This window comes from Phenylobacterium sp. (assembly GCF_036402295.1).
GTDB lineage: Bacteria > Pseudomonadota > Alphaproteobacteria > Caulobacterales > Caulobacteraceae > Phenylobacterium.
The window spans coordinates 1-13967 of sequence record NZ_DASWTE010000078.1 but is presented as its reverse complement, the minus strand read 5'-3'; the positions used below and the strand labels follow the sequence as shown (position 1 = coordinate 13967).

Below are 13967 nucleotides of genomic sequence, written 5' to 3'. Positions count from 1 at the left end.
CCCTTATGTCAGCCAGTCGACAAAGCCGTACTTGGCCATCCAGGCCAGGCCCAGCTCGAGAGCGCGGCGCTGGCCGGTGGGAAAGGCCTCCAGCACCTCGCGCACCGTGGCCCCGCCGCGCGCCTCCAGGACCGCGAAGGCCTCGGCGCAGAGTTCCGGCGGCGCACGCAGGCCCGGGAAGGCGGTGTCGAGCGCCACGTGGTCCCCGCGCACCCGCGCGGCGGTGACGCCCGGCGCCGGCGTCAGGCGCGTGTCGAGCGTGAGGGGGGCGGTGGCGAAGCGCGCGAAAGCCCGGAACGGGTCGCCTTTGACCGGATCGGCGGCGGGGCGCGGGTTCGGGTCCGTCGAACGCGCCCGCACGGCCGCCAGCTCGTCCGTCAGGGCGTGGATCTGCGGCGCGACGACCCGCCAGTCGAGGGCCTCGGCCACCCGCTGGCGCCCTGCCGCCCCCATCCGCCGGCGCAGGTCGGGCGAGGCGATCAGGGTGGCGATCGCCTCGGCGGCGCGGCCGATGTGGATGGCCGTGTGCTGCGCCGTCTGGCCGACATAGGCCTGGTAGGTCAGCGCGCCCGAGGTGTGCCGCTCCACCAGCTGCGCGCCCAGGCCGCCCCCGACGGGGCCGCCCAGGGTCGGGATCAGGAACCCTTCCACCCCGTCGCGGACCGTCGAGCGGTATCCGTCCCAGTCGCTGGCCACCACCGGCAGTCCCGCGGCCATGGCTTCCAGCGGGGTGATGCCGAACGTCTCCTGGATGTTGTCCACCAGCGACAGGAAGATGTCGGCGCCGGCCCAAAGTCCCGCCAGCCGCTCGCGGTCGTTGCCGTCGACGAACACAACCCGCGTGTCCGGCGCATGCGCTCGCGCGGCCGCCTCGTACATGCCGCGGTCGTCCTCACCGGGGAACCAGCCGGCCAGGGCGAAGACCACGCGGGCGCCCGTCGTCTGCCGCGCCTGCTCCACCGCCGCGAACATCGGCTGCGGGAAGGCCTTCTCGAAGTACGAGAGGCGGCCGACCCAGAGCACCAGGATGTCGTCGGGACCGACGTCGAGCGCGCCGCGCGCCGCCTCCCGCGCGCCCGGCCGGTCGGCCATCGCGGCGAAGGCGGCCCCGTCGACGCCCAGCGGGATGACGGGCAGTTGCGGCAGCGGCGGCGCCCGCCCGCCCGTCCGCTCGGCGAGATGCTGGCCCCAGCCGCCGAACATCTCGACCAGCGCGTCGCGGACGCTGGGCGACGTGCAAATCAGCGCGTCCCAGGGATGCATCGGCGCCACGGCCGTCATCGCGATGACCTGGCGCATGGCCGGCGGCGCGATCGTATGGATCATGCCCACCAGGCTGTAGGCTCGATCGCTGGCGCGCCGCCGTCGCATCCAGGCCAGATCGTAGAGGTCCGGCTGGCCGCGGAGCAGGACGCCGGACTCGGCCGGCGCGCTCGACTGGGCGAGCAGCGCGGTCCCCACCTTCACCGCACTCGGCTGGCCCTCGAAGAGGGCGTGCACGAGCTCCGCCGGCTGGGCGGGCTGCAGGCTGAGCACGTCCAGGTGCGCATAGCCGCCGTGCCGCGCCAGGGCCTGCCAGAGCTGCAGGTTGGCCACGTCCTTCCCGAACGGGTTCGCGCCCAGGCCCATGCGGCCCGGCGGATGGAAGATCGAGAGCCGCCCCCGGAGGCCGTCGGATTCCACGCTCATCCTCGCGCCCCCACGCCTGCGTCGCCGCGCAGTCGCGCATCCGGCGCCAGCGCCGTCCAGACCTCCTCGAGCCTGGTCCGGAATCGCGCGTACGACCAGGCCTCGGCCGTCGCCCGCGCGGCGTCGAGCCGGCGCGCAAGCGCCGGTCCTCCGGTGAGCCATACGTCCGCGGCCTCGGCCAGGGCGTCGGCCGCGCCGACGCAGTCCTCGTCGGCCACCCAGAAGCCGTTGTCGGGCGTCGCGAAGTCGCGGCCGCCCAGACCCATGAAACCGGCGACGAGGCAGCCGCTGGCCATGGCTTCCAGCGGTGTGAGGCCCAGGCCCTCCAGGCGGCTGAGGCTGAGGAAGATCGAGCAGCGGCCCATGCCCTCGGCCACCTGCGCCTCGCTGGCGTTCAGGATCGTCGCCCACGGCGTCTTGGCGTGGCGCCGATGGTAGGTCTTGAGGAAGCTGCGGATCGCCGCCGCCTCAAGCGCGCGCTTCCACGGTGCGTGGGCCACGGCGTGGGTCTTCTCCCGGGGCTTGAAGATACGCTCGTCGGCGAAGCCGGGCAGCACCTCGATCCGCGCCGTCGGAAACGCCCGCCGCACCGCCGCCGCCGTGGTCGGCCCTACGGCGAGGAAGATCGGGTCCCGCAAGGCCCGCACCGCTTCGAGGCCGCCGGTGGATGCGAAGGTGATATGCCCCTGCACGAACACGGCGGTGGGGTTGCCCGCCTTGGCGGCGTACTGGATGGCGTTCGGCGCGTCGCAGGGGACCACGACGAAGTCGTCCCGGAGCGGCGTCTGAACCTCGACCGGCGCGGTGTGCGTCAGCCAGGGCAGCTCCACCGCCTCGCCTCGCCACCACACGGCGTCGAACCCGACCTCGCGTAGGGCCTCCACGTGGCGGGCGATCATCTTCTGCCCGCCCGCGATCTGGCCGGTCGGGAATGAGATGTAGAGGATCCTCATCGACTCACCGGCGCCGCCAGTCCCATCTTCACCAGCAAGCCGGCGGCCCGCACCACGATCGGCAGCTTGGCGCGGGTCGGCGTGGGCAGCGACGACAGCGCGACGGTCCCGCCCTCGAGGGCGGCGAACACCGCCTCGACGGTGGCGCGCGAGATCGGCAGCGCGCCGAACAGCGGGTGGTTGAGCGCCGTCGCCAGGTCCTGCCGCACGACGCCGGGGGTAAGCGCCAGCCGCGTGTCGCCGTCGAGTGCGTGCGTGACGTAGTGGCCGAACGCGTGGAAAGGATCCAGCCGGGCCGGCGCCGCCAGGGGCGCGGCCTGCACCCAGGCGCGCTGCTCGTCGCTCGCTGCAGCCGCCTGCCGCCGCGCGTTGAGGTCGCTCCACAGCGCCTGGTACTGCGCATAGACCACCCGCCAGTCGAACACCTCGCGAGCCCGCGCCCGTCCTGCCTCGCCCATCCGCCGGCGCAGGTCGGCGTTCTCGACGAGGGCCGTGACCGCGTCCGAATAGGCCGGTGGATCCACCGCTGTGGCCGCGCACGCACTCCAGCAGTACTGGTCGTAGTTGAGCCAGCCGGCCTCATAGGCGTGAGCCAGGCCCTGGCCGTTTCCCGCGGCAGGGGCCCAGGTGGCGACGCGGAACCCATCCACGTCGGCGCGAACCGTGTCGCGATAGCCGTCGTAGTCGCTGACCACGACCGGCAGCCCGGCAGCCATGGCCTCGACCGGGGTCAGGCCGAAGGTCTCCTGGATGTTGTCGGACGGCGACAGGAAGAGGTCGGCTGCGGCCCACGCGTTCTTGCGGTCCTTCGCCTCGCGTCCGTCCACGAAGATGACCTTCGCGTCCGGCGCGAACGCCGCCGCGCCGCCGCGATAGGCCTGCTCGACCCCTTCGTTGGGGGCCCAGCCGGAAAAGATCAGCGCGACCCGCTTGCCGGTCCGATCGGCCGCCGCCTGCATCGCCTTGAAGATCGGGAGGGGATGGGCCTTCGCATGGAAGACCAGCCGGCCGACGAACAGGCCCACCACTTCGTCCGGGTCCAGCCCCAGGGCGACCCGCGCCTCGGCGCGGTCATCGGCGCTGAACTGGAAGTCGTCGCAGTGGACGCCGAGCGGGATCAGCGGCAACTGGGGCGGCGGGGGCGTGGCCTCGACGCCGTAGCGCCAGCGCGCGTAATCGGCCTCGGCCTCGTGGACCCGCCGGACGGTTTCGACCACCGAGTTCGAGGTGCAGACGAGCGCGTCCCAGGGCGCCACCGCCTCGCGCAGCAGTCCCACCATCTCGTCCATGACGCCGTGGCTGGCGGTGGTGTGCGTGACCCCGCAGATCGAGTAGGCGCCGACACCGATGCGCAGGCGTGTCCGCGAGTGCGCCGCGACCGTGGCGTCGGCGATGTAGAGCACGCCCACCTCGGCCACGCGGGTGAGCTGCTCGGCGGGGATCCATTCGAAGCGGGCCGCGGGATCGATCGCATGCACCATGCCCTGCAGCGCCCGCGCCGACCTCTGCTGCGCGGTCAGGCCGTAGATGGGGCGGTCGCCGCGCGCATCGACCGCGGCGCGCAGGAAGCCGTGACCGGCCGACTGGCGACCCATCAGCTGGGTCTTGGCCATGTCGTAGCCGTCGGGCTCGCTTCTGATCACGGCCGTTGCGGGCCCGGGTATGGTCACGTGCGCCTTCGAGTCTGGGCTTGGGGAGGCCGGATGAATGGAGCCTCTCGCCGTCCGACACAAGCTTGGCGACGGCCTATCGGTCGAGCGGAAAGCCCGGCGCGGCCAGCACGGAGAAGACCGCGCCGACCAGCTCCGATTCCGCCGTGCCGAACTCCGCGCGCAGGCCCGCGATCTCGCGGCCGCAGGCCTCGAGGTCCGGCTTTAGGTACATGAGCCTGCGGAAGGCGGTCATCGCCCGGTCGAAGGGGGCGGTCTCGTTACTCTGGATCTGCGACCGATCGGCCAGCGAGCCGGGGGTGCTGAGGAACGGGAAGCACGTCGCGATCTTCAGGTCGCCCGACCGGCCCAGGTCGCGCAGGTAAAGGTCGTAGGGCTGGTCAAGTTGGATGGCCGCATCCAGCGCGGCCCTCACCTTGGCCTTGGAGGCGCCCCGCACGGCGTATGCGGTCGCGCCGAAATAGCTGCGCGCTCGAAGGTCCACCAGCATGAACTGGCCCTGGGCGGCCAGCGCAGCGCGGCGCCCGGCAAGGCTGAGCATCGTCGGCAGGTCGCAGAGGCCGACATCGGTGAACAGGATGTCCCAGTCCGAGGCGGCCAGCATGGCCTCGACCAGGGCCAGGGCGCCCGGCGCGAAGCGGACATCGTCCTCGGCGACGAGGAGGGTGTCGGCGTCCTCGGCGTGGGCGGCCAGGGCCGCACGGTGGCTGGCGAAGCACCCCTTCTCGGCAGGAGTCAGGCCGCCCGCCAGCGCGCCCACGTCCGCAGGACCCAGGGCCTCGAGGCGCGTCAGCGACCAGCCGGGTTCCTGGACCCTGGCGAAGTCCGCCTCGAAGGCGGCGCGCCGACCGACCGCGTCGGCCAGGTTGATGAACACGCAGGTCTTCATGATCGGCTTGCGTCTTGCTCCGCCTGGCCCGGCGGCCGGTGTTCCGCGATCCGGCGCGCCGGCGCAAGGCCCTTCCGCGGCGCCCGTCTTCGTGCCAAAGGCGCCGTGATGCCTTTCCACAACCGCCCCGGGCCGCCCGCCGCGGCCGGCGACGTCCGGACCATGCTCGAGCTTGGCCTCGGCCTGCAGCGCCAGGGACGCCTCGACGAGGCCGCCCGGGTCTATTCGGCCGTCCTGGAGCGCGACGCCGCCAACGCCGACGCCAGCCACCTTCTGGGCATGGTGGCGTTGGGCCAGGGTCGGGCGGACGAGGCGATCCAGCTCATCGGCCGCGCGCTGGCGGTCACGCCCGACGCGGCCCCGATGTACGCCAACCGGGCCCGGGCGTTGAGCCAGGCCCAGCGCCACGCCGAGGCGGTCGCCGACTGCGACCGGGCGCTGCGGCGCGACCCCGGCCTGGTGGACGCGCACCTCATCCGCGGCGAGGCCCTGATGCGCCTCCAGCGCCTCGACGAGGCGCTGGCGAGCTACGATGCCGCCGCCGGATCGCGCCCCGCCGCCGCAAGCCGCGGCGCGGGCAACGTCCTCTACGCCATGGGCTGCTTCGAGGACGCCCTCGCCGCCTACGACAAAGCCACGGCGCTGGAGCCCGGCAACGCGCTCGGCCATTTCAACCGCGGCAATACGTTGCGGGTGCTCAAGCAGTTCGAGGCGGCGATCGCCGCTTACGAGGCGGCCATCGCCCAGGCGCCCGGCTTCGCGGTGGCGCACCACAACCGCGCCCTCTGCCTGCTGCACCTCGGCCGCCTGGCCGAGGGCTTCGAGGCGTACGAGTGGCGACTGCGCTGCCCGACGTTCGACGACCCCCGCTACCGGCTGCCGAACCCTTGGACCGGCGCCGAGCCCCTGGCCGGGCGGACGCTCTTCGTCTTCCCGGAGATGTTCCAGGGCGACCTGATCCAGTTCTGCCGCTATGCCCGGACCGCCGAGCGGCAAGGCGCGCGGGTGATCCTGGGCGCGCCGCGGGCGATGCACCGGCTGCTGCAGACCCTCAGCCCCGGCATCGAGCTGGTCGCCGAGGACGAGACGCCTGAACGCTACGACCTCCAGTGCGCGCTCATGTCCCTGCCGCACGCTTTCGGCGCCACGCTGGAGACGCTGCCCGGCGAGGTGAGCTACCTGCGCCCCGAGCCCGAGCGCGTGGCGCGCTGGAAGAGCCGCATCGGCGAGCATGGCCTGAAGGTGGGCATCGTCTGGCAGGGCAGCACCCTGCCCTACTCCATCCCCCTCCAGCGCTCGTTCCCGCTGGCCGCGGCGCATGCCCTCGCGGACGTGCCGGGCGTTCGGCTGATCAGCCTGCAGAAGTTCAACGGCCTCGACCAGTTGGCCACCCTGCCGCCCGGCATGCGCGTGGAGACCTTGGGCGACGACTTCGACCCCGGCCCCGACGCCTTCGTCGACACCGCCGCAGCCATGGCGTGCTGCGACCTGGTCGTGACGGTGGACACCAGCGTCGCGCACCTGGCCGGGGCCCTGGGCGTACGCGGCTGGGTCGTCCTGCCCTATGTCGCCGACTGGCGCTGGCTCAGCGACCGGCCGGATTGCCCCTGGTACCCCTCGCTGCAGCTGTTCCGGCAGGCCGCCCGCGGCGAGTGGAGCCACGTCTTCGCGGACATGGCGCAGGCGCTTCGCGCGGAGGCCGCGCGCCGCAGCTGAGCGGGAGGAGGCGCCGGATCGGGACCCGGCGCTGTGGCTCAGACGAAGTTGACGTCGCTCACGTCGCCGAGCGTCCGCCCGACGAGCAGCACGGCCTCGTCGGCGACATTGTCGTTCACGCTGCCGTCGAAGAAGACGATGACGTCCGCCCCGACCTGCACCGCCACCACGTCAGCGCCCGCCGCGATCTGGGCGTTCGCGTAGGCGATCGCATTGGCGGCATCGCCGGCGGTGCTCTCCGCGCCGTAGACGGCCGAGGCGCCCGGACCGTCGATGACCTCGGCGGACGACCAGTCGAGGATGGAGTCCCACTGCCCGGCGGCCGCCGAAGTCTGCCCGGGGCTGAAGACGAAGGTGTCGACGTCGCCGCCGCCGCTGATCTCGTCTCGGCCGGCCCCGGCGTTGATCGTGTCGCCGCCGAGCCCGCCGGTGACGGTGTCGTCGCCCGAGCCCAGGTTCATGATGTCGTCGCCGCCTTCGCCGTCGACGATGCTGCCGATCGTGCTGGCCAGCGCGGTCACGACGTCCGCGCCGTCGCCGGCGAGGACCGAGCCGCGGCCCGAGAACACGATGGCGTCTGCGCCCGCGCCGCCGTTGATGAAGTCCAGGCCGGCGCCCGAGTTGATCACGTCGTCGCCGTCGCCGCCCGACAGGCTGTCATTGCCGTCGCCCGCCGAGATGATGTCCCGGTCGGCGCCGCCGGCGACGGTGTTGTTGCCGGCGCCCGCGTTGATCACGTCGTCGCCCGCGCCGCCGTCGATCACGTCAACGCCGTCACCGCCGTTGACGGTGTCGGCCCCGCCGTCGGCGTTGATCGTGTTCGTGCCGCCGGTGTCGGTGTAGCTGTCGTTGCCGTCGCCGAGCGTCGCCGTGTCGTTGCCCGCGCCGGAGACCACCACGTCGTCGCCCGCGGCGGTGTCGTAGGTCGTGGCGAGACCCGCGCCGGTGACGGTGTCGTTGCCCGTGCCGGTCGCCACCACGCCGCCGCCGCCGCCCAGGTTCAGGGTGTTGGCGCCTTCGCCGCCGTTGATCGTGTCCGATCCGCCGCCGCCCAGGAAGCTGTCGTCGCCCGCGCCGAGCACGACCGAATCGTTGTCGGCGCCCGTCGAGATCGAGTCGTTGCCGATACCGCCGGACACGGTGTTGGCGCCCGCGCCGGCGTCGATGGTGTCGGCCCCGTCGCCGCCCGAAAGGTCGTCCGCGCCGCTGCCGCCCAGGATCCTGTCGTCGCCCAGGCTGGCCAGGACCGAGTTGGCGCCCGCGCCCGTGGACATGGTGTCGTTGCCGGCCCCGCCGTCGAGCGTGTCGGCGCCCGCGCCGCCGATCAGGCTGTCGTCGCCGTCACCGCCCAAGTGGGCCGCCGCGCCGTCGCCGCTGACCGTGTCGTTGCCGGCGCCGCCCTCGAGGCTGTCGGCCCCGCCGCCGCCGCTGATGGAGTCGTTGCCGTCCTGGCCCTGCAGGGAGTCGGCCGCCGCCGCGCCGACGACCGTGTCGTCGCCCAGGTTGCCGAGGATTAGGTCGGCCCCGCCGCCGCCGAGGATGGAGTCGCCGCCCTGGCCGCCCAGGATCAGGTCCTGGCCGGCGCTGCCCGTGATGGTGTCGTTGCCCAGGTTGCCCTGCGCGAACTGGATGATCGCCGCATTCGCGCCCGCCCCGAGCGAGATCAGGTCGTTGTCGCGGCCGCCGTAGATGATGTCGTCGCCCTCGCCCCCGGAGAGCGAGTCGTCACCCTGGTTGCCCTGCAGCTGGTCGTTGCCCAGGGCGCCGTCCATGGTGTCGTTGCCGGTGCCCCCATAGAGGCCGTCCGCGGCCGCCGTGCCCGTCACCGAATCGTTGCCGGTCAGGCCCGCGTAGAGCATCGAGCCGTCGCCGAAGATGGTGCTGTTGACGCCGTTGGCGGGCGCCCGGAAGCCCCCCGCGTCGCTGAACGTCAGGGTGCGCGCCGGCGCGACGATGACGATCCGGTCGGGGTCCGAGACCGTGAAGGGCACGAAGCTGACCGAAACCTGCGACGCCGAGAGCCCCGCGTAGTGCGTGAAGTCCAGCGTGTCGGTCGCCGCATTGAAGGCCAGCGCCTGGCCAGCCGTCATTTCGTCGAAGAAGAAGTTCGCCACCGTGGGCCCCCGCAGTCTCGATTCGTATCTGTCCTCAAGACACTACCGGAAATTACTTAGACAAAGTTACCGACTCCTCAGACGAGCCGAAGATACGGCGCCACCATTCCGAGTGTGGAACCCGCTTGGACGGTCTTCCGGCCGCAGGTCCCCGGCTGCTAGGACGGGCCAATGAGCCGCATCGACCTTGCGTACACACGTCACACCCAGGGCGACCTGGCCGGGGCGGAAGCGATCTATCGATCGATGATCGGCGACGGCGAGGACGCGATCCCGGCTGCCAACAACCTGTACGTCCTGCTGCGGAGCGAGCGGCGCTGGAGCGACCTTGCCCAACTCTATCGTACGCTCGCCGCCGCAATCCCCGCGAACGGCGATTGGGCCATCCACCTCGCCACACAGCTACTGCGGCACGAAGAGTACGAGGCCGGCTGGCAGTGGTTCGAGGCGCGGCGCTACGTGAGCCGCAACGCCGCCGTCGCGCCCGCCCTGTCGCTGCCGGAGTGGACCGGCGAGCCGATCAGGCGCCTGCTCGTGTGGCGGGAGCAGGGACTGGGCGACGAGATCCAGTTCGCCCGCTATGTCGCGCCCCTCGCCCAGCGCGGGATCGCCGTCACGCTGCTGTGCCGTCCGGCGCTGGCGCGGCTGTTTCGCCACGTCCAGGCCGACGTCGTTCCCCTGGCCGGGTCGGTCAACCTTCCCGGTCCCTACGACGCCTGGTCGCTCCTGGGCTCGCTCCCCCTCCGCCTCGGCTCCCCGTACGAGATCCCCGCGCCCCTGCACGTCAGCGCCACGCCCCGCGCGGCGGGCGGTGTCGGCGTGATGACGACCGGCTCTGCGACCCACGGGAACGACGCGAACCGGTCCATGCCGGCCAAACCGGCCGCCCGCCTCCTGTCCCTGCCTGGCGCGGTCTCACTGCAGCCCGAGGACACCGGCGCGCGCGATTTCCAGGACACCGCGGACATCATCGCCGGCCTCGACTGCGTCGTGAGCGTGGACACCAGCGTGGCGCACCTCGCCGGCAGCATGGGCAAGCCGACCTTCGTGCTCCTGCCGGCGGTCCGGCCCGACTGGCGCTGGCTCCGTGATCGCGACGATTCGCCCTGGTACCCGTCCGTGCGCGTCCTGCGCCAGGCGCAGCCGGGCGACTGGAACGGGCTGATCGACCGCGTCGCGGCGGAAATCGCGCCTGCGCGCTGAGCCGTCCGCAATCCCGTCGCCCGCGCCGGGCGATGCTGGTAGTGAGCCCTCCGATCGACAGCGACGACGAGCGAGGCAGGCCGAGTGGGCGACAACGACGAGATCGAGCGGCGGCGCGCGGCGGCGCTGGCGGGTGGGACCGATCACGTCCGCTGGGCGGATCCGACCAACCTCTCGCCGGCCTGGGATGAACGCGCCCGGTTCGCCGCCGACCTGGTCCCGCGCGCGGCCCGCGTGCTCGACCTGGGCTGCGGCGCCATGGCGCTCGAGCGCTTCCTGCCTCCCGGCTGCGAGTACATCCCGTGCGACCTCGTGGCGCGCGACGCGCGCACCATCGTCTGCGACTTCAACGCCGGCGAGTTCCCCAAGGTCGAGTGCGACCTGGTCGTCGCGCTGGGCGTCCTGGAATACATGGTCGACGCGCCGGCGTTCCTCCGCCGCCTGTTCGAGTTCGGCAAGCCGCTGGTGCTCAGCTACAACCCGGCCGGCGAGGGACCGCGCGATCGGCGCGCCAACGGCTGGGTCAACGACTACACCCGCCCGCAGTTCGGGGACCTGCTGAGGGCGGCAGGCTTCAAGCGCGCCGTGGCCTTCGAACTGGGCGCCGGCCAGATCCTCATCCGGACCGACCCCGCATCGGCGCCGCGGCGGGCCGAGAAGACCGTCTGGGCGGTCTCCTACTTCACCGCCGGCAACTTCGGCGACCGGCTGGGCGTCCAGCTCCTGAACCAGGTGCTGCCCGCCAACGCCGTCGTGCAGAACGTCAGCCTCAAGTTCCTCGACCGGCTGCCGGAAGGCGCTCCCGACCTCCTGATCCTCGGTCTGGGCAACAGCCTCTTCGACCCGCTGGTGAACGATCGCCTCCTCGCCCTCCTGGACCGGGCCCCGCGTTCGATCGGCGTGTTCGGCACCCAGTATCGCGACACCCTGCCGAAAGCCCGCCTGGATCCGGTGCTCGATCGGCTGGAGCGCTGGTACGCCCGCAGCGAGGAGGATGCGCTGATGTACGGGCGCGGGCGGGACAACGTGCGCCACCTCGGCGACTGGCTGGTCGACGCGTTCCCCATGGCGCGACCCAGCCTCGACGAGACCCTGGAGATCCGGGCGAGCGACGTGAGCGGAACCCCGCTCGACCGCGTGATCAGTCGCATCCAGCTCTACAAGCGTGTCACCTCGGGCCGCCTGCATCCGCTGCTCTGCGCGCTCACGTCGGCCGAGGAAGTGGCCTACGCCGAGCAGACCGAGCTCCCCGGGGCCGGGCCATCGGGCAAATTCCGCAGCCTGCTCCTCGACGTCTTCGGCCGTGAGCTGCCGCAGCAGCGGCTGTGGCCGGTCGATCGCGCCGCGGTCATCGCCTACAAGGAGAAGGTCAAGGCCAACATCGCGGTGCTGCGCGAGGACATCGAGGGCCTGCTGGCCTAGCGCGTCTCCCGTCGCCGCGGGTTCCGTTTACAGCCTATCCGTGATAGTGGCCGCGCCCATGGTTCGCCTGACGGACATCTCCGACCGCCTCGCCCGGACGCTTGCGCCCGCGACGGCGCATGGAACGCGAACTACTCCCGCCGGCGCGGCTTGAACCTCTCGGGGTCCCGGCGTACGCACGGGACCTGCAATCGCAAACCGCAGCCGGCATGAGCTTCTACGAGAGATGCGTCAGGGCGAGTTTACGCGCCTACAAGCTGACGCTTTCGCCGCTGATCGGGCGGCAGTGCCGGTTCGCTCCGACGTGCTCGGAGTACGCCGCCGACGCCCTGATCGGCCACGGCCCCTGGCGGGGGAGCGTGCTCACCGTCAAGCGGCTGTGTCGATGCCATCCCTGGGGCGGCGCGGGCTGGGACCCGCCGCCGCCTCCGCGCCACAAGGCCGAGCCCGAGGGGCCGACCAAGGCGCGCGACTGGAAGTGTGAGACATGATCGAACTGATTTTCCCCGATGGCTCGAAGCGCCATTTCCACAAGAGCTCGACGGGCCGCGAGATCGCGGCCTCGATCTCCAAGTCCCTGGAGAAGAAGGCTCTCCTGGTGAAGGTCGACGGCGAGCTCCTGGACCTCGACCGCCCGCTGGAAGCCGGCGGCAGGTTCGAGATCCTGACGCGCGAGAGCCCCGAGGCCCTCGAGACGATCCGCCACGACGTCAGCCACATCCTGGCCGAGGCGGTGCAGGAGCTGTTCCCCGGCACGCAGGTCACAATCGGCCCGGCGATCGAGGACGGCTTCTACTACGACTTCGCCCGCGACGAGCCGTTCAGCCTCGACGACCTGGCGAAGATCGAAGCGCGCATGAAGGAGATCGTCGACCGCGACGAGCCGATCCAGCGCGAGGTCTGGGACCGCGCCGAGGCGATCGCCCACTTCCGGGGCATCGGCGAGGAGTACAAGGCCCAGATCATCGAGGGCTTGCCCGAGAGCGAGCCGATCACGGTCTATCGCCAGGGGAACTGGAAGGACCTCTGCCGCGGGCCGCACCTGCCGTCCACGAAGGCGGCGGGCAAGGCGTTCAAGCTGACGAAGCTGGCCGGGGCCTACTGGCGGGGCGACCACCGCAACCCGATGCTCCAGCGCATCTACGGCACGGCCTGGGCCAGCGAGGCTGACCTGGAGGCGCACATCCACCGCCTCGAGGAAGCCGAGAAGCGCGATCACCGCCGGATCGGCCGCGCCATGGACCTCTTCCACATCCAGGAAGAGGGCAAGGGCATGGTGTTCTGGCACGAGAAGGGCCTGACGCTGTGGCGCACGATCGAGGCGTATGTCCGCCGCCGGGTCGACGCGGCCGGCTACCAGGAGGTGCGCACGCCGCAGGTGCTGGACCGCGTCTTCTGGGAGAGGTCCGGGCACTGGGACAAGTACCGGCCCAACATGTTCGTCTGCGAGACGGACGAGGGCGAGGAACTGTCGCTGAAGCCCATGAACTGCCCGGGCCACGTGCAGATCTTCAAGTTCGGCCAGAAGAGCTACCGCGACCTGCCGCTGCGAATGGCCGAGTTCGGCGCGTGCCACCGCTATGAACCGTCCGGCTCGCTGCACGGATTGATGCGGGTGCGGGCATTCACGCAGGACGACGGCCACATCTTCTGTCGCGAGGACCAGATCGAGGAGGAGACGGCCCGGTTCATCGAGCTGGCCAACTCCATCCACGCCGACTTCGGCCTCGAGCGCGACCACATCGCGCTCGCCACGCGGCCTGAGATCCGCGCGGGCTCGGACGAGTTCTGGGACAAGGCCGAGGCGCAGATGCTGGCGGCGGCCCGCAAGGCCGGTGTCGAACCGGTGATCGCCGAAGGTGACGGGGCGTTCTATGCGCCGAAGCTGGACTGGGCGTTGAAGGACTCGATCGGCCGCATCTGGGTGTGCGGCACGATCCAGCTCGACTACGTCCTGCCCGAGCGGCTGGAGGCCGAGTACATCGGCGAGGACGGCCAGAAGCACCGGCCGGTGATGCTGCACCGCGCGATCTGCGGGTCGCTGGAGCGGTTCATCGGCGTGCTGATCGAGAACTACGCCGGGGCCTTCCCGCTGTGGCTGTCGCCGGTTCAGGTGGTGGTCGCCACGATCACGTCCGACGCCGACGGCTTCGCCGAGAAGGCCGCCGCGGCGCTCCGCGCCAAGGGCCTGCGCGTGGAGACGGACCTGCGCAACGAGAAGATCAACTACAAGATCCGCGAGCATAGCCTGGCCAAGACGCCGGTGATCGCCGTCGTCGGCCGCCGCGAGGCGGAAGAGGGCAAGGTTGCG

The 13967-nt window shown here is 71.8% G+C and carries 10 protein-coding genes; 5 read left to right on the top strand and 5 right to left on the bottom strand.

Annotation, left to right across the window (positions count from 1 at the left end; all coding sequences use genetic code 11):
* Positions 1 to 3: 3 nt before the first annotated feature.
* The 4 genes from VGD44_RS05095 to VGD44_RS05080 all read right to left on the bottom strand — a co-directional run bounded on the left by VGD44_RS05095 (position 4) and on the right by VGD44_RS05080 (position 5201).
* The gene (locus VGD44_RS05095; RefSeq protein WP_331084542.1) at positions 4 to 1689 is read right to left on the bottom strand and encodes a glycosyltransferase family 4 protein; all 1686 of its coding nucleotides are present in this window, start codon (positions 1687 to 1689) and stop codon (positions 4 to 6) included.
* Positions 1686 to 2642, bottom strand: coding sequence for a glycosyltransferase (locus VGD44_RS05090; RefSeq protein WP_331084540.1), 957 nt, complete (start codon positions 2640 to 2642; stop codon positions 1686 to 1688). The genes VGD44_RS05095 and VGD44_RS05090 overlap by 4 nt, the downstream gene beginning before the upstream one ends.
* Complete coding sequence (locus VGD44_RS05085; RefSeq protein WP_331084538.1) at positions 2639 to 4312, bottom strand: glycosyltransferase family 4 protein; 1674 nt, start codon at positions 4310 to 4312, stop codon at positions 2639 to 2641. The genes VGD44_RS05090 and VGD44_RS05085 overlap by 4 nt, the downstream gene beginning before the upstream one ends.
* Positions 4313 to 4388: 76 nt before the next feature.
* Positions 4389 to 5201 carry a hypothetical protein gene (locus VGD44_RS05080; protein ID WP_331084536.1) on the bottom strand — a complete coding sequence of 271 codons (813 nt, stop codon included), beginning with the start codon at positions 5199 to 5201 and terminating at the stop codon, positions 4389 to 4391.
* 108 nt (positions 5202 to 5309) lie between these two features.
* Between VGD44_RS05080 and VGD44_RS05075 the strand changes: the two genes are divergently transcribed.
* Positions 5310 to 6917, top strand: coding sequence for a tetratricopeptide repeat protein (locus tag VGD44_RS05075; RefSeq protein WP_331084534.1), 1608 nt, complete (start codon positions 5310 to 5312; stop codon positions 6915 to 6917).
* A 38-nt stretch (positions 6918 to 6955) separates the two neighbouring features.
* On the opposite strand, the gene VGD44_RS05070 is transcribed toward VGD44_RS05075, so the two are convergent.
* Positions 6956 to 9031 (bottom strand): calcium-binding protein, encoded by a 2076-nt coding sequence (locus tag VGD44_RS05070; RefSeq protein ID WP_331084532.1) that lies wholly within the window; start codon positions 9029 to 9031, stop codon positions 6956 to 6958.
* A gap of 171 nt (positions 9032 to 9202) precedes the next feature.
* Here VGD44_RS05070 and VGD44_RS05065 point away from each other — a divergent pair, with 171 nt between their 5' ends.
* The 4 genes from VGD44_RS05065 to thrS all read left to right on the top strand — a co-directional run.
* Positions 9203 to 10234, top strand: a complete 1032-nt coding sequence (locus VGD44_RS05065; RefSeq protein ID WP_331084531.1) for a hypothetical protein — start codon at positions 9203 to 9205, stop codon at positions 10232 to 10234.
* Positions 10235 to 10318: 84 nt separating this feature from the next.
* Positions 10319 to 11656, top strand: coding sequence for a class I SAM-dependent methyltransferase (locus VGD44_RS05060; RefSeq protein ID WP_331084529.1), 1338 nt, complete (start codon positions 10319 to 10321; stop codon positions 11654 to 11656).
* 209 nt (positions 11657 to 11865) lie between these two features.
* Positions 11866 to 12147 (top strand): membrane protein insertion efficiency factor YidD, encoded by a 282-nt coding sequence (yidD, locus tag VGD44_RS05055; RefSeq protein ID WP_331084527.1) that lies wholly within the window; start codon positions 11866 to 11868, stop codon positions 12145 to 12147.
* A partial coding sequence (gene thrS / locus VGD44_RS05050; protein WP_331084525.1) for a threonine--tRNA ligase occupies positions 12144 to 13967 on the top strand: 1824 nt, incomplete at its 3' end. The genes yidD and thrS, both read left to right, overlap by 4 nt.

Bases quoted from the DNA above. Each gene is read 5' to 3' on its own strand.
- VGD44_RS05090 (WP_331084540.1), bottom strand. From the start codon at position 2,642: ATGAGGATCCTCTACATCTCATTCCCGACCGGCCAGATCGCGGGCGGG.
- VGD44_RS05075 (WP_331084534.1), top strand. From the start codon at position 5,310: ATGCCTTTCCACAACCGCCCCGGGCCGCCCGCCGCGGCCGGCGACGTC.
- VGD44_RS05080 (WP_331084536.1), bottom strand. From the start codon at position 5,201: ATGAAGACCTGCGTGTTCATCAACCTGGCCGACGCGGTCGGTCGGCGC.
- VGD44_RS05095 (WP_331084542.1), bottom strand. From the start codon at position 1,689: ATGAGCGTGGAATCCGACGGCCTCCGGGGGCGGCTCTCGATCTTCCAT.
- yidD (WP_331084527.1), top strand. From the start codon at position 11,866: ATGAGCTTCTACGAGAGATGCGTCAGGGCGAGTTTACGCGCCTACAAG.
- VGD44_RS05065 (WP_331084531.1), top strand. From the start codon at position 9,203: ATGAGCCGCATCGACCTTGCGTACACACGTCACACCCAGGGCGACCTG.